A 19,461-nucleotide genomic window follows, 5' to 3' on the forward strand; every position below is an offset into this window, starting at 1 on the left:
CCCCGCCGCGGCAGGGGTGCGCGACGGGGGTGACGGACGGGTGCGCCGGGCTCAGCCCGAGCGGCGCAGCAGGGTGATCCGCGAGCGGGTCATCACGGCCGCCAGGCCGGCCGCGAGCAGCGGCAGCAGCACCACGGTGGCGGCGATGGTGGGCCACGGGAAGACCACGATCGCCTTGTTGGCCAGCTCGGCGGCGCTCATCCCGGGGTAGCCGCCCGTCGCGGCCTCGACCTTGCGCAGCGCCACCCCCGGCACCACGCCGCAGACCGCGCCGAGCAGGGCGCCCATGGCGGCGATCACCCCGCACTGGAAGCCGGACAGCGAGCGCCGGATGCGGGGTTCGGCGCCGACCGCCGCGAGGGTGGTCAGGTCGCGCTGGGAGTCGGCGGCGGCCAGTCCGGTGGCGATGCCGGCCGCGCCGAGGGCGACGATCGCGGCGAAGACGTTCAGGCCGAGCTGGATCAGTCCGGCCCGGGACTCGTAGCCGCGTTCGATCTTGAGCATCGTGTGGTCGGTGAGCTTGGCGATCGCGCCGTCGGCCTTCTGCTGGGCGCCGTCGGAGGGCATCGCGGCGGGCAGCCAGACCGAGCCGGCCGGAGCGGTGGCGAAGCCGAGCCGGGCCGCGGTGGCCGGGCTGACCACGGCCTGGCCCGGGGCGGGCTCCGAGGAGTCGACGAGGACGGCGTCCACGGCGATCTCGGTGGTGACCGGCTTCTCCCGGGAGTTGCCGCTCGAATCGGGGTGGACCGGAAGGGTGTACTGGAGGGCGAGCTTGCCGTCCTTGAGGTACCGGGGGTCGAACACCACGGCCTTGCCGGCCGCGAGGGCCTGGCCGGCCCCCTGGTCGGTGACGCCGTAGAGGTTGCGCAGCAGGGTGGCGTCGCCGGCGACCAGCGCGGTGTACGGGGTGCTGCGGCGGTTGTCCGACTTGCAGCGCGGGTCCGTCCCCATGATCCGGTAGTGCTCCGCGGGGTCGAGCTCGTTGGTCGGGTCGAGGGCGGGGCAGCGGTCCGCCTTGGGCACCTCGACCCTGATGTAGCCGCAGAAGCTGCCGTCGGGGCAGTTGCCCTTGGGCTCGACGCGCTGGACGTCGGCGCGCTGGCCGAGGTCGGGGATGCTGCGTTCGACGGCCTCGCGCGCCTGCGGCAGCAGCTTGCTGTCGGCGTCGGTCATCCAGCCGCTGCCGAGCATGACGGCCTTGGAGGGCCCGGAGGCGACGTAGTCGCGCCGGTTCTGCTCCTCGTAGCTGGCCATGTAGACGCTGACCGCGACGGAGCCGGCGACGGCGGCCATCACGGCGGCCACGGCGGGCGCGGTGCGGCCGCGGTGGCGCACCGAGTCGCGCAGGGCGAGCCGGGGGCCGAGCGAGAGCCAGCGGCCGAGCCGGCCGAAGAGCCCGACCAGGTAGGGCGTCAGGACGACCATGCCGAGCTCCGCGACGACCGAGCCGCCGAGGACGGCGACGCTGCGGTTGCCGATGCCGCTGGTCGCGCCGAACAGGGCGAGGGCGGCGCCGCCGCCGAGCATCAGCAGACCGAGGACGGCGAGCTTGCGGCTCGGCGGCTTGAGCGTGTCGCGGCCGGTCAGCGCGGCGACGACGTCCTGGCGGGAGGCCTGGACGGCGGGCACGACGGCGGCCAGCAGGCCGGTGACGAGGCCGACCAGGAGGATGCCGAGCAGGTCGAGCGGCTGCAGGTTGAAGTGGCCGAAGCGCTTGCCGGAGTAGTCCTCGGCACTGGTGCGCAGCAGGGCGACCAGGCCGACGCCCAGGCCGAGGCCGACCAGGGCGCCGGTGACGCCGAGGACGATGCCGCCGCCGAGCACGACCGAGCGGACGTTGGCGCGTTCACCGCCGGCCGCGGCCAGCAGCCCGAGCTGCCGCCGCGAGCGCCGTGCGCCGACGGCGAAGGCGGGGCCCGCGAGGAGGACGATCTCCAGCAGGGCCATGCCGACGACGGTGGCGAGGATGACGACGTCGGTCCGGTTGAGGTAGGAGGTCTCCTCGCCGCCGCTCGACTTCTGCTCGACGTAGTAGGGGACCTCGGCGCGGGCCGGCGGGTCGAGCAGGACGGCGCGGGAGGCCAGGATGAAGCCGTACTCGTTGACCTCCTTGACCTTGTTCCAGTCGAGCGCGGCCCCGGCCGGGAGCTTGACCAGCCAGCGGGAGGTCTCGGTGCCGGCCTCGCGGGGGTTGTCCGCCTTGGTGGCCTTGGCGAGCCGCTCCAGCAGGGTGCCGGGGCGGGCGGTCAGTTCGGTGGCCCGCAGCTCACCGGGGTACTCGTAGGCGCCGCTGATGGTGAAGGGGGCGGACTCCAGGCCGCGGACGGCGGTCTTGTCGCCGACCTTGAGGCCGGAGCGCTTGAGGAAGTCCGTGGTGACGGCGGCCTCGGTGTCGGCGGCCGGGGCGCGGCCCTGGACCAGGTTCACCCGGCCCCGCCAGACCGGGTCGGTCAGGTCGGCCTCGCCGACCCGGGTGCTGAGCAGGCCCTGGGCGCTGCTCGCGGCGGTGTACGGGCCCGAGAGCTCCGGCACCAGGACGGCGCCGGCCGGGAGCAGCTGGCGGGCCAGCTCGGCGGGGGCGGTGTCCAGGGAGCGCCGCTGGACGGGGGTGTACGCGGGGGCTTCGCCCTCCTTGGCGTCGTCCTTGGGGTCCTTGACGGTGAAGCCCTTGTCGGGGTCCGGCGCCTGCTTGACGGTGGAGCCGGCTTGGACCAGGCTCAGTTCGCCGGCGGACTGGCCGACGAGCCTCGCCACGTGTTCGGTGGGCGTGAGCTCGGCGCTGCGGAAGACGACGTCGGCGCCGGTGACGCCCAGGACGGGCAGGGCGACCATGGCGATGACGAGGGCGCTGCGGCCCTTGGCGCGCAGGGCGTCGCGGCGGGCTATGCGCAGGGCGACCCGCCAGGCGCTGAGCTTCACTCGTCCACCTTCAGGGCGTTGCCGGCGGCGGTGACGAGCAGGCTGGCGGCGTCCTGGCTGACGGACTCGTCGACCATCCGGCCGTCGCGCAGGAAGACGACCCGGTCGGCCCAGGCGGCGTGCCGGGCCTCGTGGGTGACCATCATGGCGGCGGCGCCGGCGTCGCAGCGGGCGCGCAGGACGGCGAGCACGGCTTCGCCGGTGGTGGAGTCGAGGGCGCCGGTGGGCTCGTCGGCGAGGACGAGGCGGCGGTCGCCGATCAGGGCGCGGGCGATGGCGACGCGCTGCTGCTGGCCGCCGGACATGTCGTCGGGGAAGCGGTCGGCGAGCTCGGGGATGCCGAGCTCCTCCAGGGCGACGAGGGCCTCGCGGCGGGCGGCGCGGGTGGACAGCCCGTCGAGTTCGCGCGGCAGCGAGATGTTCTCGGCGGCGGTCAGCGCCGGGATCAGGTTGTAGTCCTGGAAGACGTAGCCGACGGAACGGCGGCGGACCTGGGCGAGCTTCTTGCGGTTGAGGCCGCCGAGGGCGACGCCCTCGACCAGGACCTGGCCGCCGCTCGGGGTGTCCAGGCCGCCGGCCAGGGTGAGCAGGGTCGACTTGCCGGACCCGGAGGGGCCCATGACGGCGACGAACTCGCCGGGGTGGACCTTGAGGTCGACGCCGCGCAGGGCCTGGACCTCGGCGGCGCCGTGGCCGTGGACCCGGGTGACGTTCTCCAGGTGGAGCACCGGCATCTGCCGGGCCTCTTGGGTGTGGGACACGAATTCCCCCCTTGTGCTGGGTGTGGGCTCGGAGTCGGGCCGAGCCTGGTGGTTCGGGTGGCGCGCGGACTCACACGCGCGGAATCAGGCGGTGGACTCGAGCGGTGGACTCGAGCGGTGGGCTCGAGCGATGCGCTCGGGCGGTGGACTCGAGCGGTGGACTCGAGCGGTGGGCTCAGGCCCGCAGGCGGCGGCCGCGTTTCGCGGGCGCGCCGTCGTCGCGGGCGGCCTCGGCGGTGCGGGCCTGCAGGAGCTCGGCCTGCTGGGCGAGCCGGGTCTCGCAGTGGTCGAGCCAGCGGATCTCCGCTTCGGTCTGGAAGATCAGCTGGTCGAGGACGAGCAGCCAGGCGAGGTCGTTGCTGGCGGAGGGCACCACGCCGGGGCGCTTCTCCCCGGCGAGGGCCCGGCCCTTGAGCCGGGTGTAGTCCTGGAGCGCCTTGATGCTGTGCCGGCGCTGGCCCTGGACGACGGCGGAGACGTCCACTCCGGGGACGGTGACCGCCATGGCGAGCTTGATCGCCAGTTCGTCGCGCGGGGGGTTGGTCCGGGGCACCGGGGTGTCGAACCAGGACCGCAGCTCCTCCCGGCCGGCGTCGGTGGCGGCGTAGAACTGGTGGCCCTCGCCGTCCTCCCCCGCGGGCTCGACCAGCCCGTCGCGCTCCAGTCGCGACAGCGTGGTGTAGACCTGCCCGACGTTGAGCGGCCAGGTGGCGCCGGTGCGCGCCTCGAACTCGGTGCGCAGCTGGTAGCCGTAGCGCGGGCCCTGGTCGAGCAGGGCGAGCAGACCGTGACGGATGGACATACCGAGTATGTATACCCGGTATGCCCTACCACCTCAAGCCGGGCCCCCCTCCCCCGGGGACCGGGTACCGTCGTGCGGTGTGAGCCAGTTGCGCATCGCCACCTTCAACCTGTTGCACGGACAGCCGCTCGCCCCGGACGGCGCGCCGCGGCCCTACCCGTCCGACCCCGGCGGGCCGTTGGCCGAGGCGGTGGCCGCGCTGGACGCCGACGTGCTGGCGCTCCAGGAGGTGGACCGCCACCAGGCGCGCTCCGGCCTCACCGACCAGGCGGCGGTGGCCGCCGCGGCGATGGGCGCCAAGGACTGGCGCTTCGCCGCCGCGCTGCACGGCCGCCCGGCGCCGGTCGCGGGCTGGGTGCCGGAGCCGTCCGGTCCGGTCGGCCTGCGGGTGTACGGGCCGGACGAGGTCGGCGACGGCGCCGCGCCCTCGTACGGGACGGCGCTGCTGACGAGGCTTCCGGTGCGGCACTGGCGGGCCCGCCGGTTCGCCCCGGCCCCGTTCGGGCTGCCGCTGCGGGTGGCCGGGCGGCGCGGGCTGACCCCGGTGCCGGACGAGCCGCGGGCGGCGCTGGCGGCCGTCCTGGAGGGCGAGCACGGGCCGTTCACCGTGGTGGCGGCACACCTGTCCTTCGTCCCCGGCTGGAACATGGCGCAGCTGGCCGGCATCCGGCGCTGGATCGCCGACCTGCCCCGGCCGTACCTGGTGCTGGGCGACTTCAACCTGGTCGGCGCCGTGCCGCGGACGGTGCTCGGCGGGGCGACGGCGCTGGAGCGCACCGCGCCGCGGGCGCGGGTGCGCGAGCTGCGGGCGGCCCGGCGGGCCCGGCCCGCGCTGGCCGAGCCGCGCCGGCGCCGGGTGCGCGAGCCGCGGCCGCGCCTGCAGGGCTGGTACGACCTGGCGCGCACGCCGACCTACCCCTCGCACCGGCCCGCGGTGCAGTTCGACCACGTGCTGGCGATCGGTGTGCCGCGCACGGCGGTCGGCCCGGCGGCGGCGCCGCGCGCGGTGGTGTCGGACCACCGCCCGCTGCTGGTCGAGGTGTCCCTGTAAGGCCTCTGGATCCTCAGTGGCGCGCCAGGACCCCGGCCTGCTGCGGGAGGTGGACGGTGGCCGCGCCCCGGGGTGCTCCGGGCCCGAGCGCGGGCGGCGGGTCGAACTGGAGCAGCAGCATGGCCGCGTCGTCGCCGAGCTGGCGCCCGACGTGGCGCACCACGTCCTCGTGCAGGCGCTGCAGCACGTCGGCCGGGCGGCCGGCGGCGCAGCGCGGGAGGCGTTCGGCGAGCGGGTAGAAGACGCCGGCCCGGTCGCGGGCCTCGATCACCCCGTCGGTGAACAGCAGCACCCGGTCCTCGCCCTGGAGCAGCAGCCGGTGCACCGGCGGGCGGACGTCGGCCGGGTCGAGGACGCCCAGCGGCGGTACGGTCTCGGCGAGTTCGAGCGGGCTGACCTCGCCGCCGCGCAGCAGCAGCGGGGCCGGGTGGCCGCAGTTGACGATCTCCGCGGCGCCGTCGGGGCGGACGCCGATCAGCACCAGGGTGACGAACTCCTCCTCCACGCCCGGGTGGTCGTTCTCGTGCAGGGCGCGGTCGAGGCTGACGGCCAGCCAGCCGGCCACCCGGTCCAGGGCGGCCTCCTGGTGGGCCGCCTCGCGGAAGGCGCCGAGCACGGCGGCGGCCGTCTCCACCGCGCCGAGGCCCTTGCCGCGGACGTCCCCGACCACGGCCCGCACCCCGTGCCGGGTGTTGACCACCTCGTAGAGGTCGCCGCCGATCCGGGCGTGCGCGGCGGCGGCCTCGTAGTGGACGGCCGCCCGGACGGTGCCGACCCGTTCGGGGACGGGCCGCAGCAGCACCCGGCGGGCGATCGAGGCGACCAGCTGGGCGTCGGCCAACGCCTGTTCCTGGCGCAGTCTCAGGGTGGCGCTGACCCAGCCGATCGCGGCGACGAGCAGGATCGCGAAGACGCTGGCGGCGTGCACGGATTCGCCGAGCGTGTCGCTGCGGAAGGCCATCAGGAAGGCCGCCGCCTCGGTGCCCAGACCGATGGCGAGCGGGTACCAGGTTCGGCGGCTGACCACGGCGGCCAGCGCGGGTACGGCGGTGAGGGCCGGTTCGACCGTCACCTCGGTGCCGCTGAGGTAGTCGAGGGCGACGATCAGCACCATGCCGATGAACGGCAGCGCCAGCGCCGTCCTCGGCCAGGTGCCGGTCGCGCGCGGAGCGGGCCCCGGTGTCGGCCCGGTGAACCGCTCTCTGATCCATCCGGTCGCGCTCAACTTCGGTCTCTCCAGCAGAAGACGCCGATGCCCGAGGGCACCTGCGGTGATGACTGAGGGTCAGGGAATACGGGCCTCGCTGGCGGCCGGAGCACGGGGGTTGACCGGTTACCGACCCCACAATAGGCGCGAAACGTGCATGACGCACAGGTTTCGGGCACTGGCGTGATGACTTGGATGCTCTGTGTGACTCAATAGTCACTGTTCCCGATCAGGAGCCGTTCCAACTCTTTTCGGTCGGGAAGTCCTGCGGGACGGACGATTCGTCCGCTGCGGACGTACAGGAAGGAAGCCGTGACCTGCTCGGGATCGACGCCCGCGTGCTCGGCCCAGGCCAGCCGGTAGACCGCGAGCTGCAACGGGTCGGCGGTCTCCTCCCGGTGGGTCTTCCAGTCCACCACTTCGTAGCGTGACGCACCACCGGATTCCGACAACGCGTCATCTTCCCGGTAGACCGCGTCGATCCGTCCCCGCACCACCCGTCCCGCCAGCACCAGCTGGAACGGCGCCTCCACCCGGTGGGGCTTGCGCTGCGCGTACGGGGTGCGCAGGAACGCCTCCTTGAGCCGCTCCAGGTCCTGCTCGTCCTCGATGCCGTCGTCGTCGGCGCCGGGCAGCGCGCCGGGCTCGACCAGCAGCAGCGGCTCGATCCGGGACTGCACCCAGGCGTGGAAGCGGGTGCCGCGCCGGGCCGCCGGCTGCGGGGGGCGCGGCATCGGACGGGCCAGCTCGTGCGCGAAGCCGTCCGGGTCGGCGGCGAGGCGCAGCAGCTGGGTGGCGGACAGCGAGGCGGGCAGCGGAACGTCCCGCGCGGTGCGCCGGGAGCGCTCCAACTCGCCCAGCAGCGCGGTCAGATCGCGGTCCCAGGAGGCGACCTGGCGCTGGTCCTCGGAGGTCAGCTCCTCGGCCTCGGGGGCCGTCGCGCCCGCCACCCGCGCGCGCACCACCTCGGCGACCCGGCGGCGGGCGTGCTGGGCGGCCGGGTCCAGCGGCAGCGGCCAGGGGCGCTCGACCGGGGAGGCCAGCGCCGGGTTCTCGGCGCCCTTCTCCGGCTGCTCGGCCCAGTGCTCGACCTCGCCGGCGCCGGGCCGCTCGCAGTGCTCGCGCAGCCGCTCCAGGAAGTCGGACGGGCCGCGGACGGTCTTCTGGCTCGGCCCCCACCAGTGCCCGGAGGCCAGCAGCAGCGACCGGGGGCGGGTGAACGCCACGTAGCCCAGGCGCAGTTCCTCGACGGCGGAGTGGTCGGCCAGCTCCTTCTTGAAGGCCGTCATCGACTTCCCGTTCCACCCGCCGCGCACGTCGGGCAGCGTTTCGGCGTCGCCGCGCAGGGCGTGTGGGAGCACGCGCTTGGTGCTCGTCCAGCGTTCGCGCGGGCTGGACGACGGGAACGCGCCCCGTACCAGGCCGGGGACGGCGACCACGTCCCACTCCAGGCCCTTGGACTTGTGCGCGGTGAGCACCTTCACGGTGTCCTCGCCGCCGGGCAGGCTGCTGTCCAGGCCGCGCTCGTACTCCTGGGCGGCGCGCAGGAAGCCGAGGAAGGCGGCGAGGCCCGGGTCGCCGTCGAGGTCGGCGAAGGAGGCGGCGACGTCCAGGAAGGCGTGCAGGGTCTCCCGCCGCCGGGCGGCCAGGGCCTGCGGGGAGGCGGCGAGTTCGACCTCCAGGCCGGTGACGGACAGCACCCGGTGCAGCACGTCCATCAGCGGGTCGGCGAGCGAGCGGCGCAGGTCGCGCAGCTCGGCGGCGAGCCGGGCGAAGCGCACCCGCGCCTCGGCGGAGAACGGCAGGTCGTCGGGCTTCCCCTCGTCACCGGCCGAGGCGTCGAGGAAGGTCTCCACCGCGTCGGCCAGCGAGACCACCTCGGTCGGGTCGGCCTCGGCGACGGCCGCGGCCAGCGCCTCGACGCCCTCGGGGTGGTCGGTGCGCACCAGGTCGGCGGCCCGGCGGCCGAGCAGGGCGAGGTCGCGCGGGCCGATCCGCCAGCGCGGGCCGATCAGCAGGCGCACCAGTGCGGCGTTGGCGGTCGGGTCCTGCAGCACCTCGCAGACCGCCACCAGGTCGGCCACCTCGGGCAGCTGCAGCAGCCCGCCGAGGCCGACCACCTCGACCGGCACCTCCCGGGCGACCAGCGCGGCGTGGATGTCCGGGAAGGCCGCGCCGCCGCGGCACAGCACGGCGATCCGGCCGGGCGCGGTGCCGGTGCGCACCAGGTGGGCGATCGAGTCGGCCAGCCAGTCGACCTCCTCGGCGTGGGTGGGCAGCAGCGCCGCGCGCACGTAGCCGTCCCGCTCGGCGCCGGGGGCCGGGCGCAGCGCCTCCACGCCCTCGTGCATCTCCCGCAGCGGGGCGGCGAGTTCGTTGGCGAAGGCGAGCAGGCGGCCGCCGCTGCGGCGGTTCTCGCTGAGCGCGTAGCGGTCGGCGGGGCGGCCGTCGGCCTTCGGGAAGTGCCGGGGGAACTCGTCGAGGTTGGCCACCGAGGCGCCGCGCCAGCCGTAGATCGCCTGGCAGGGGTCGCCGACGGCGGTCACCGGGTGGCCGCTGCCGGTGCCGGCGCCGTCGGAGGGGGCGCCGAACAGGCCGGCGAGCATCAGCCGCTGGGCGACCGAGGTGTCCTGGTACTCGTCCAGCAGCACCACCTTGAACTGGCCGCGCAGCAGCTCGCCGACCTCCGGGCGCTGCTGGGCGAGGCGGGCGGCGGCGGCGATCTGGTCGCCGAAGTCCATCAGCCCGGCGGAGCGCTTGCGGCGCCGGTAGTCCTCGACGAGGCGCAGCAGCTCCAGCCGGGCCCGGGCGGTGGCCGGGACGGCCCGCAGGTCGTCGTTGGTGAGCTTGACGGTGGCGAGGGTGTCCAGCAGCCGCTCGTCGAACTCGCGCAGGGCCTGCGGCTCGACCAGGTGCTCGGCGAGCTCGCCGTCCAGTGCGGTCAGGTCGGCGACCAGGTTGGCGAAGGTGCCGGTGAGGGCGGGGAACGGGCCGCGGGCGGTGCGCAGCACCTTGGCGGCGAGCTGGAAGCGGGTGGCGTCGGCGAGCAGCCGGACGTCCGGTTCGATGCCGATCCGCAGGCCGTGCTCCTTGAGCAGGCGCCCGGCGAAGGCGTGGTAGGTGGAGATCTCCGGGTCTCCGAGCGGCTCGGCGCCGTCCCGGTCGACGACCCCGGCCCGCAGGAGGGAGGCGCGCACCCGCTCGGAGAGCTCGCCGGCGGCCTTGTTGGTGAAGGTGAGGCCGAGCACCTCCTCGGGCCGGACCGCGCCGGAGCCGACCAGCCAGACCACCCGGGCGGCCATCACCGTGGTCTTGCCGGAGCCCGCGCCGGCGACGATCACGGCCGGCTCCAGGGGGGCTCCGACGGCCGCCATCTGCTCCCGGTTGAACGGGATGCCGAGCAGCTCCTTGAGCTGGTCGGGATGGCTGAGCACGGCGGTCACCCCGCAACCGTAACCGGAGCGTCGGACAGGATTCACTCCACGAGCTGCGCCCCGTCGCGCTGGGCGGAGCAGCTGCGGCGGAAGGTGCAGCGGTCGCAGCCGCCGCCGGTCTGCGGGACGAAGCGCTCGGCGAGGACCTTCCCGGCCGCCTCGGCGAGCAGGTTCTCGATCCAGGGCTCGCCCTGCGGCGGCTCCTGGTGCTGCACCTTGGGGGTGTCCTGGGCGGCCTTGGCGGCGGGCTCGCGCAGGTGGACGAGTTCGGCGCCGCCGGTGTCCGGCGGGTGCCCGGGGAAGCCGGGCAGCTCGTTGAGGGCGCCGGCCCGGACGGCGAGCTGGTAGACGGCGAGCTGCTTGTGCTCGGGCAGCGACCTGTCGGTGGGTATCTGCTTGCCGGTCTTGAAGTCGACCACGTAGGCGCGCCCGGCGGCGTCCTTCTCCACCCGGTCCATCGAGCCGCGGATGCGCACCGAGACGCCGCCGACGTCGAGGGTGACGTCGAAGCCGTGCTCGGTGGCGACGAGGTCCCGGCCGCGCTCCAGGACGTGCCAGTTGAGGAAGCGCTCCAGGGCTGCGCGGGCCTCGGTCTTCTCCTGCTGGGACTTCCAGGGCGCGTCGAAGGCCAGCGCGTCCCAGACGGTGTCCAGCCGCTCCATGAGCACGGCGAGGTCGGCGGGGGTGCGGCCGGAGCCGACCTCGTCGGCGAGGGCGTGCACCACGTTGCCGAAGCCCTGGGCGGCCGAGCCGGCGCCGCGCGCCTTGACCTCCTTGTCCAGGAACCACTGCAGGGAGCAGCTCTCCAGCTGTTCCAGCCCGCTGCCGGACAGCCGGACGGGCGCGTCGGCGCTGCGCAGCGGCTCGGCGGCGGCGGTCGGGTCGTCCAGGCCCCACCAGCGCTCGGGGCGGGCGGCGGGCACCAGCGGCTGCCCCTCCTCGTCGGTGGCGGCGGCGAGGGTGGCGAGGCGTTCGGCGGCGGCGCGGCGCAGTTCGGGCGAGCGGGCGGGGTCGACGGTGACGGCGCGCAGTTCGGCGACCAGCGCGGCAACGGACAGCGGGCGGCGCGGCCGGTGGGTGACGTCCTCGACGGTGACCGGCGGGGTGCGGCGGACGACCCTGCCGGTCCTGGGGTCGACGTCCTCGCGGTAGAGCTCGCGCAGGAAGCGGGACGGTTCGTCGCCGTCGTCGGCGGGGGCCTTGACGGCGGTGACGATCAGCCGTTCCTTGGCGCGGGTCGCGGCGACGTAGAAGAGCCGGCGCTCCTCGCCGAGCAGCGCGCCCGGGGAGAGCGGTTCGGCGAGGCCGTCGCGGCCGATCCGGTCGGCCTCCAGCAGGGAGCCGCGGCGGCGCAGGTCGGGCCAGAGGCCGTCCTGGACGCCGGCCACCACGACCAGGCGCCACTCCAGGCCCTTGGAGCGGTGGGCGGTCATCAGCCGCACCGCCTCGGGGCGCACGGTCCGGACGGTGAGGGTGTCGGCGGCGATGTCCTGGGCTTCGAGTTCGGCGAGCAGGTCGAGGGCGCTGCGGTGGCCGGTGACCTGTTCCTCGGCGCGGGCGGCGGTCTCGAACAGGGCGCAGAGCGCGTCCAGGTCGCGGTCGGCGTTGCGGCCGGCCGCGCCGCCGCGCAGGGCGGCCCGTTCCAGTCGCTCGCGCCAGCGGCGGCTGCCGTCCCACAGCTCCCAGAGCGCCTCCTCGGCGGTGCAGCCGCCGGCCAGCAGTTCGCGGACCTTGCGCAGCAGGGTGCCGAGGTCGCGGGCGCGGCGGGCGTGCGCGGGGTCGAGGGCGACGAGGCGCTCGGGTTCGGCGAGGGCCTCGCGGATCAGTTCGCCGGCCGGGCGGGGGGCGGCGGCGGGGCCGGGGCCGGGGTCGGTCGTCGCGCTCCCGTCGTCCGCCCCGCCCTCGGGGGTCCGGAGGCGGGCCCTGGCCTCGGCGCGCAGCGCGGCGCGTTCCTCCTCGCGCAGGGCGCGGCCGAGGCGGCGCAGGTCGGAGCCGTCGAGGCCGCCGAGCGGGCCGGTGAGCAGGGCGTGCGCCAGGTCGGTGGTGAGCGGGTCGGGGGCGTCCGGGTCGGCCTGCTTGTCGCGGGCGGCCTGTTCGGCGCAGACCCGCAGGGCGAGCAGCAGCTGGGCGACGGCCGGCTCCTCGCGCAGCGGCAGGTCGTCGCCGTCGATCTCCAGCGGGACGCCGGCCGCGCCGAGGGCCCGCCGTACGCCGGGGATGGAGCGGGCGCCGGCCCGGACGAGCACGGCCATCTCGCCCCAGGGCACGCCGTCCTCCAGGTGGGCGCGGCGCAGCAGGTCGGCGATCGAGTCGAGTTCGGCGCCGGGGGTCGGGTAGGTGTAGACCTCGACCCTGCCGCCTTCGCGGGAGGGCAGCAGGGCGCGGTGCTGGGCGAGCTTGTCGGCGGGCAGCCGGCCCATCGGCATCCGGCGGGCGACCTCCCGGGAGGCGGCGAGCAGCAGGGCGCCGGAGCGGCGGGAGACCCGCAGCACCTTGACCTCGGCGGGGCTGCCGTCGGCCTGCCGGAAGGTCTGCGGGAAGTCGAGGATGCCGTTGATGTCGGCGCCGCGGAAGGCGTAGATCGACTGGTCCGGGTCGCCGACCGCGACGAGGTCGCGTCCGCCGCCGGCGAGCCGGCGCAGCAGCCGGACCTGGGAGGGGTCGGTGTCCTGGTACTCGTCGACGAAGACGACGTCGTAGCGCCGCCGCAGCTGCTCGGCGACGTCGGGGCGCTCGGCGAGCAGCACGGCGCGGTGGACGAGTTCGGCGTAGTCGAGGACGCCGCGCAGGTCGAGCACGTCGAGGTAGTCGGCGAGGAAGTGCGCGGCGGCGGCCCAGTCGGGGCGCTGGACGCCCTGGGCGAAGCGCTCGAGTTCGGCCTCGCCGAGGCCGAGTTCGCGGCTGCGGGCGAGGACGGCGCGGACCTCGTCGGCGAAGCCGCGGGTGGTCAGGCAGGCCCGCAGGTCCAGCGGCCAGGCGATCCGGCCGAGGCCGAGCTTGGCGTCCTCGGCGCCGCCGGCCAGCAGTTCGCGGACCATGACGTCCTGTTCGGGGCCGGAGAGCAGCCGCAGCGGCTCGGCGTAGTCCTCCGGGTCCTGGTGGGCGCGCAGCAGGGCGTAGCAGTAGGAGTGGAAGGTGGTGGCCTGGGGGGCGGCGGCGGTGCCGCCGAGCCGTCCGGACATCCGGTCGCGCAGTTCCGTCGCGGCCTTGCGGCTGAAGGTGAGGACGAGGATCCGCTCGGGGTCGGTGCCGTCCTCGATCCGCCGGGCGACCGCCTCGACCAGGGTGGTGGTCTTGCCGGTGCCCGGCCCGGCCAGCACCAGCAGCGGCCCGCCGGGGTGCTCGACCACGGCGCGCTGGTAGGCGTCCAGCACGGGTGGGTCGGGCTGGACGAGCGGGCTGCGCACGAGCCGGTACGGGGAGGTCACGAACGGGTCCTGGGGTCGAACAGGGGGCATGGCGGGGCGGGCCCGCGTCGGGCCCGCCCGTATCGAGCCTACGGTCCCGCGCTGTCAGTCCGGTCCGTGCGGCGGCCGTCGGTCAAGCCCCCCTAGGGAATCGGCCGACCGTCCCAGCGGGCCCGCTTGAGGTCGACCCGGGGCGGGTCGGCGAGTTCGCGCAGCGGGGTGCCCTCCTCGCCGTAGTGGTCGAGGGCGCGGTGCTCGTGCCCGGGCAGCAGCCGGCCGTCCGCGCGGACGACCCGCCACCAGGGCACCGGGCCGCCGTACAGGGCCATCACCCGGCCGACCTGTCGGGGGCCGCCCTGGCCGAGGTACTCGGCGACGTCGCCGTAGGTCATCACCCGGCCGGGTGGAATCCGCTCGGTCAGGTCGAGCACCAGTTCGGCGAACGGCGGCAGGGCATCCGGAGGGCCGTCGTGTGTTGCGTCCGTCACCTGCGGCATTCTTCCCTACGGGGGCGCGCCCGCGGCCCCGTCCGTACGATCCGCCGCGCCCGATCCGCCCCCTGTCCCGCACGGGGCGCCGGGGCATGCCACCATCTTCCGGGGCGGTGAGTGGTGATACGAGGACAAGACCAGATGACCGGGACGGCTGACGTGGGCGTGGACAAGGACTCCGACGAGTCCGCTGCCGCCGTGCCGTCGGCGCCCGGGAGCGGGGGCGAGGGTCGGCCCGAACCCGGGCCGACGCCGGAAGTCTCCCTGATCAAGGACCGGACGATCAAGACCCCCGCACCCGCGAAGACCCCCGAGCAGCCCGGCCCGCCCCCGGCCGAGACCACCGGCGCCCCGGCGCCCGCGGCCCCCGCCGCCCCGCCCGGGGAGCCCGAGCCGCCGGACGAGGCCCCGCACCTGGACGTCGACGAGCCGCTGCTCGCCGCCCGCGCGCACCGCCCGTCCGACCTGATCCGCTTCCTGGCCGGCGTCCTCGGGATCGTCGCCGTCTTCGTGCTGGCCGGCATCGCCACCTCGACCACCACCGGCATCGAGCAGGACATCGCCTCCAACGCACCGCACTTCTCCGCGGTGTTCTCCACCATCACCGGCCTGCTCTCCAGCGTCGCGGTGCTCGCCGTGCCGCTGGCCTTCGCGGTCGAGCGGCTGATCAAACGCGACGGCCTGCGGGTCGCCGACGGCGTGCTCGCCTCGGTGCTGGCGTACGGCGTCTCGCTCGGCATCGACTGGTGGGTGGCCGAAGGCGCCTCCGACCACATCCGGGACGCGCTGACCCAGCTGCCGCTGGACAGCACCGGCACCCTCACCGACCCGGTGCACGGCTACCTCGCCCCGGTGATCGCCTACATGACCGCCGTCGGCATGTCGAGCAGACCGCGCTGGCGGGTCGCCCTGTGGGTGGTGGTGGTCTTCAGCGGAGTCACCGAGCTGCTCGGCGGCTACACCACCCCGCTGTCGCTGCTGCTCACCGTGCTGACCGGCTGGTCCGTCGCGTACGGCACGCTGTACGCGATCGGCTCGCCCAACATCCGGCCCACCGGCCAGCACCTGATGATCGGCCTGCGCAAGGTCGGCTTCACCCCGGCCGGTGCCATGCGCGCCCCCGACGCCCCCGGCGGCACCCGCCGCTACCAGGTCACCCAGCAGGGCGGCCCCCCGCTGGACGTGCACATCATCGACCGCGAGCAGCAGGCCTCCGGCTTCTTCTACCGGGCCTGGCGCCGGCTGCGGCTGCGCTCGGTGGCGGTGCGCCGCAGCCCCCAGTCGCTGCGCCAGGCGCTGGAGCAGGAGGCCCTGATCGCGTACGCGGCGGCCGCCTCGGGCGCCCGCGCGCCGCAGCTGGTCGCCACCTCCGAGCTCGGCCCGGACGCCGCGATCCTGGTGTACGAGAACGTCGAGGGCCGCACCCTGGACGAGCTGGCCGACGAGGAGGTCACCGACCCGGTGATGGCCTCGATCTGGCAGTCGGTGACCGCCCTGCACGAGCGCCGGATCGCCCACCGCCGGCTCACCGGCGAGTCCCTGCTGGTGGTGGACGGGCGGACCGGCTGCCTGGTCAACCTCTCCGGCGGCGACATCGCCGCCACCGACCTGACCCTGCGGATCGACGTCGCCCAGCTGCTCACCACCTTCGCCCTGCGGATCGGCCCGGAGCGCGCCGTCGCCACCGCCAACGCGGTGCTCGGCGCCGAGCGGGTGGCGCAGGCGCTGCCGCTGCTCCAGCCGGTCGGGATGAGCCGCTCCACCCGGGTCGACCTCGCCAAGCTCACCAAGGAGCGCAAGGCCGCCGCCCGGGCCAGGGCGCTGGAGCAGGTCGCGGCCGGCGAGCGCACCCAGGAGCAGGCCGAGGAGGACATCGCGGCGGCCGGCGAGGACCTGCTGAGCCGCATCCGCGGCCAGATCCTCCAGATCGCCCCCGAGGCCCCGATGGCCCCGGCCAAGCTGGAACGGCTGAAGCCGAAGAGCCTGATCATGGTGATCGCGCTCACCTTCGCCGCCTACCTGGCCCTGACCACCATCAAGCCGGCCCAGCTGAAGCTCTCCCAGATGAACTGGGCCTGGGCCGCGGCCGCCCTGCTCGCCGCCGCCTTCAGCTACGTCGCCGCCGCGATGAGCCTGACCGGCTTCGTGCCCGAGAAGCTGCCGTTCCGGCGCACCGTCGCCGCCCAGCTGGCCGGCTCCTTCGTCAAGCTGGTCGCCCCCGCCGCGATCGGCGGCATCGCGCTCAACACCCGCTACCTGCAGAAGGCCGGCATCCGCTCCGGCCAGGCGGTGGCCTCGGTCGGCGCCTCCCAGCTGGCCGGCCTGGCCGGGCACCTGCTGCTGCTGTTCAGCTTCGGCCTGATCACCGGCAGCCAGACCAACGGGGACCTCTCCGCCTCCCGCGCGGTGATCATCGGCGTGCTGACCGCCGCCGTGCTCGCCCTGGTGGTGGCCGCCGTCGCGCCGCTGCGCCGGTTCGTGCTGGGCCGGCTGCGCTCGCTGTTCTTCGGCGTGGTGCCGCGGATGCTCGACCTGATGCAGACGCCCAGCAAGCTGGTCACCGGCTTCGGCGGCATCCTGCTGCTGACCCTCTCCTTCACCGCCTGCCTGGACTTCTCGGTGCAGGCCTTCGGCGGCGACGTCAGCTTCTCGGCCGTCGCGGTGGTCTTCCTGACCGCCAACGCGGCCGGCTCGGCGATCCCCACCCCCGGCGGCATCGGCCCGGTCGAGGTCGCCCTGATCGGCGCCCTGACCGTCGCGGACGTCTCCCCCGCGGTCGCCACCCCGGCGGTCTTCCTCTACCGGGCGCTCACCTTCTGGCTACCGGTGCTGCCGGGCTGGATCTCCTACAACGTGCTCCAGCGCAGGAACGCGCTCTGAGCCGCCCCCGGACACGTGGAAGGGCCCGCCGGTCACCTTGGGAATCCAAGGCGCGGCGGGCCCTTCCCCGTGCGCGTCCTAGTAGACCGGCTTGTGCGGCTCGATCTGGTTCACCCAGCCGAGCACGCCGCCGCCCAGGTGGACGGCGTTGCCGAAGCCCGCGGCCTTGACCACGGCCAGCACCTCGGCCGAGCGCACGCCCGACTTGCAGTGCAGCACGATCTTCCGGTCCTGCGGCAGCTTCTCCAGCGCGTCGCCCATCAGGAACTCGTTCTTCGGGATCAGCACCGCGCCGGGGATGTTGACGATCTCGTACTCGCCGGGCTCGCGGACGTCGATGAGGTAGATGTCCTCCTTGTCGTCCTGCCACTGCTTGAGCTGCTGCGAGGTGATGGTCGAACCGGCGGCGGCGGCCTGCGCCTCCTCCGACACGACGCCGCAGAAGGCCTCGTAGTCGATCAGCTCGGTGACCGTCGGGTTCTCACCGCAGACGGCGCAGTTCGGGTCCTTGCGGACCTTCACCTGGCGGTAGTTCATCTCCAGGGCGTCGTAGATCATCAGCCGGCCGAGCAGCGGCTCGCCGATGCCGGCCAGCAGCTTGATCGCCTCGTTGACCTGGATCGAGCCGATGGACGCGCACAGCACGCCCAGCACGCCGCCCTCGGCGCAGGAGGGGACCATGCCCGGCGGCGGGGCCTCCGGGTACAGGCAGCGGTAGCAGGGGCCGTGCTCGGCCCAGAACACGCTGGCCTGGCCGTCGAAGCGGTAGATCGAGCCCCACACGTACGGCTTGCCCAGCAGCACCGCGGCGTCGTTCACCAGGTAGCGGGTGGCGAAGTTGTCGGTGCCGTCGACGATCAGGTCGTAGCCGGCGAAGATCTCCATGACGTTGGAGTTGTCGAGGCGCTCCTCGTGCAGCACCACGTTCACGTACGGGTTGATCTCCTTGACCGAGTCGCGGGCCGACTCCGCCTTGGAGCGGCCGACGTCCGACTGCCCGTGGATCACCTGGCGCTGCAGGTTCGACTCGTCGACCACGTCGAACTCGACGATGCCCAGCGTGCCGACACCGGCGGCGGCCAGGTACAGCAGGGCCGGCGAGCCGAGTCCGCCGGCGCCGACGCACAGCACCTTGGCGTTCTTCAGCCGCTTCTGCCCCGCCATGCCCACGTCCGGGATGATCAGGTGGCGGGAGTACCGGCGGACCTCGTCAACGGTGAGCTCGGCGGCCGGCTCGACCAGGGGTGGCAACGACACGGGGACTCCGATGGGTCTTGTTCGGGTGGCCAGGGCCAGCCTCGCTGCGGGTTGCTGCTCCGCCACTCGGGTGGCTGTCTAGGCCAACAGTGTCACGCGCCCCCGGTATTCCGAGACAGCCCGTCCGATGGGCGAGACGGGCGGCACCGGATCGTGGAACCCGCGGCCGGACCCCCGGAAGGCGCCCCGAACCCGTGGTTGACGGGCCCGGGGCGCCGCGCGGGAGGCGCTCACACCCGGCAGGCCGTCTCCAGCCAGACGTCGCCCAGCGACTCCTCCAGCGGCACCTGCGTCCGCCATCCGAGACGGTCCCGGGCGGTGCGCACGTCCGCCTGCCGCCACGGCACCGGCTCGCCCGGCACCGGCCGGCCCTCCGGCCGGTGCCCCTCCGGCCGGTGCCCGGGCAGGTGGTGGCCCGGCAGGTGGTCGCCGCCCGCCCCGACGGCCTGCGCGGGCAGCAGGACCGGCCGGTTCTCCTCGACGATCTGCCCCTCGAAGCCCGAGGCCCGCACCAGCAGCTGGGCCGCGTCCCGGGCCCGGACGGCGTGCCCGCTGCCGATGTTGACCACCCCGGTGGCGGCCGACACCGCGGCCGCCTGGATGGCCCGCGCGACGTCCCGGACGTCCACGAAGTCCCGGAACCCGGACAGGTCCGGCATCCGCACCTGGTGCTCGTCCCGCTCCAGCGCCCGCCGCAGACCCTCGGCCAGCCGCCCGAACAGCGAGGCGGTCGGCGCCCCCGGGCCCACCACGTCGAAGACCCGCAGCACCGCCGCGTCCAGCCCGGAGGCCAGCACCAGCTCCGTCCCGGCCAGCTTGGACACCCCGTACGGGCCGACCGGCCGCGGCTCGGCCTGCTCGGAGACCGGCACCCCGCCGGGCACCGGCCCGTACTCGGCGGCCGAGCCGACGTGCACTAGCCTGGCCGGCTCCCGGCAGCGCCGGATGGCCTCGCAGACCGTCGCGACGGCCAGCGTGTTCGACCGGATCAGGGTGCGCGAGCTGCCGTAGGTGGCGCCCGCGCAGTTGATCACCACCTGCGGCGCGACCGCGTCCAGGAACCGGGCCAGCGCGCCCGGGCTCCCGGTGGTCAGGTCGAAGCGGATGTCGGCCGAGTCGCGTCGGCCGAGCACCGTCACCTGCAACTCCTGGTCCATCAGCAGACGATCGGTGACCCGGCGGCCGATGAAGCCGTCGGCGCCCAGCAGCAGCACCCTCATCGGGGGCGTCCTTCCACGAAGCCAGCTCGGGA

At 74.9% G+C, this 19,461-nt stretch carries 11 protein-coding genes; 2 read left to right on the forward strand and 9 right to left on the reverse strand.

The features are described from left to right. Positions 1-51 precede the first annotated feature (51 nt). The 3 genes from ACWDD9_RS18975 to ACWDD9_RS18985 all read right to left on the reverse strand — a co-directional run bounded on the left by ACWDD9_RS18975 (position 52) and on the right by ACWDD9_RS18985 (position 4,482). Positions 52-2,919: an FtsX-like permease family protein gene (locus ACWDD9_RS18975; RefSeq protein WP_449812116.1), complete on the reverse strand. Its 2,868-nt coding sequence runs from the start codon at positions 2,917-2,919 to the stop codon at positions 52-54. After that, positions 2,916-3,653: an ABC transporter ATP-binding protein gene (locus ACWDD9_RS18980; protein ID WP_380742220.1), complete on the reverse strand. Its 738-nt coding sequence runs from the start codon at positions 3,651-3,653 to the stop codon at positions 2,916-2,918. Before ACWDD9_RS18980 ends, ACWDD9_RS18975 begins: the two co-directional genes overlap by 4 nt. A gap of 202 nt (positions 3,654-3,855) precedes the next feature. Then, positions 3,856-4,482 (reverse strand): PadR family transcriptional regulator, encoded by a 627-nt coding sequence (locus ACWDD9_RS18985; protein ID WP_049656855.1) that lies wholly within the window; start codon positions 4,480-4,482, stop codon positions 3,856-3,858. A 79-nt stretch (positions 4,483-4,561) separates the two neighbouring features. Here ACWDD9_RS18985 and ACWDD9_RS18990 point away from each other — a divergent pair, with 79 nt between their 5' ends. Further along, a complete protein-coding gene (locus tag ACWDD9_RS18990; RefSeq protein ID WP_375874125.1) occupies positions 4,562-5,533 on the forward strand; it encodes an endonuclease/exonuclease/phosphatase family protein in 972 nt (323 codons plus the stop codon). A 13-nt stretch (positions 5,534-5,546) separates the two neighbouring features. Here the strand turns inward: ACWDD9_RS18990 and ACWDD9_RS18995 are convergent, their stop codons facing one another. From ACWDD9_RS18995 to ACWDD9_RS19010, 4 genes are all read right to left on the reverse strand, one after another. After that, positions 5,547-6,758: a PP2C family protein-serine/threonine phosphatase gene (locus tag ACWDD9_RS18995; protein ID WP_143204490.1), complete on the reverse strand. Its 1,212-nt coding sequence runs from the start codon at positions 6,756-6,758 to the stop codon at positions 5,547-5,549. Between the two features lie 191 nt (positions 6,759-6,949). Beyond that, positions 6,950-10,183: a UvrD-helicase domain-containing protein gene (locus tag ACWDD9_RS19000; protein ID WP_449812117.1), complete on the reverse strand. Its 3,234-nt coding sequence runs from the start codon at positions 10,181-10,183 to the stop codon at positions 6,950-6,952. A gap of 32 nt (positions 10,184-10,215) precedes the next feature. Continuing rightward, the gene (locus tag ACWDD9_RS19005; protein WP_449812118.1) at positions 10,216-13,632 is read right to left on the reverse strand and encodes an ATP-dependent helicase; all 3,417 of its coding nucleotides are present in this window, start codon (positions 13,630-13,632) and stop codon (positions 10,216-10,218) included. 92 nt (positions 13,633-13,724) lie between these two features. Beyond that, positions 13,725-14,078 (reverse strand): MGMT family protein, encoded by a 354-nt coding sequence (locus ACWDD9_RS19010; RefSeq protein WP_049657293.1) that lies wholly within the window; start codon positions 14,076-14,078, stop codon positions 13,725-13,727. Between the two features lie 135 nt (positions 14,079-14,213). Between ACWDD9_RS19010 and ACWDD9_RS19015 the strand changes: the two genes are divergently transcribed. Further along, a complete protein-coding gene (locus tag ACWDD9_RS19015) occupies positions 14,214-16,952 on the forward strand; it encodes a lysylphosphatidylglycerol synthase transmembrane domain-containing protein (RefSeq protein WP_234348593.1) in 2,739 nt (912 codons plus the stop codon). Positions 16,953-17,030: 78 nt separating this feature from the next. On the opposite strand, the gene moeZ is transcribed toward ACWDD9_RS19015, so the two are convergent. Next, complete coding sequence (moeZ, locus tag ACWDD9_RS19020) at positions 17,031-18,209, reverse strand: adenylyltransferase/sulfurtransferase MoeZ (RefSeq protein ID WP_074001386.1); 1,179 nt, start codon at positions 18,207-18,209, stop codon at positions 17,031-17,033. A 230-nt stretch (positions 18,210-18,439) separates the two neighbouring features. After that, the gene (locus ACWDD9_RS19025; RefSeq protein ID WP_074001385.1) at positions 18,440-19,429 is read right to left on the reverse strand and encodes an NAD-dependent epimerase/dehydratase family protein; all 990 of its coding nucleotides are present in this window, start codon (positions 19,427-19,429) and stop codon (positions 18,440-18,442) included. Positions 19,430-19,461: the final 32 nt, after the last annotated feature.

The sequence above is a fragment of the Kitasatospora sp. NPDC001119 genome, from assembly GCF_053598475.1.

Coding starts and splice junctions, on each gene's coding strand:
- ACWDD9_RS18980 (WP_380742220.1), bottom strand. CDS start 3,653: ATGCCGGTGCTCCACCTGGAGAACGTCACCCGGGTCCACGGCCACGGC.
- ACWDD9_RS18985 (WP_049656855.1), bottom strand. CDS start 4,482: ATGTCCATCCGTCACGGTCTGCTCGCCCTGCTCGACCAGGGCCCGCGC.
- ACWDD9_RS19005 (WP_449812118.1), bottom strand. CDS start 13,632: ATGCCCCCTGTTCGACCCCAGGACCCGTTCGTGACCTCCCCGTACCGG.
- ACWDD9_RS19010 (WP_049657293.1), bottom strand. CDS start 14,078: ATGCCGCAGGTGACGGACGCAACACACGACGGCCCTCCGGATGCCCTG.
- ACWDD9_RS19015 (WP_234348593.1), top strand. CDS start 14,214: ATGACCGGGACGGCTGACGTGGGCGTGGACAAGGACTCCGACGAGTCC.
- ACWDD9_RS19025 (WP_074001385.1), bottom strand. CDS start 19,429: ATGAGGGTGCTGCTGCTGGGCGCCGACGGCTTCATCGGCCGCCGGGTC.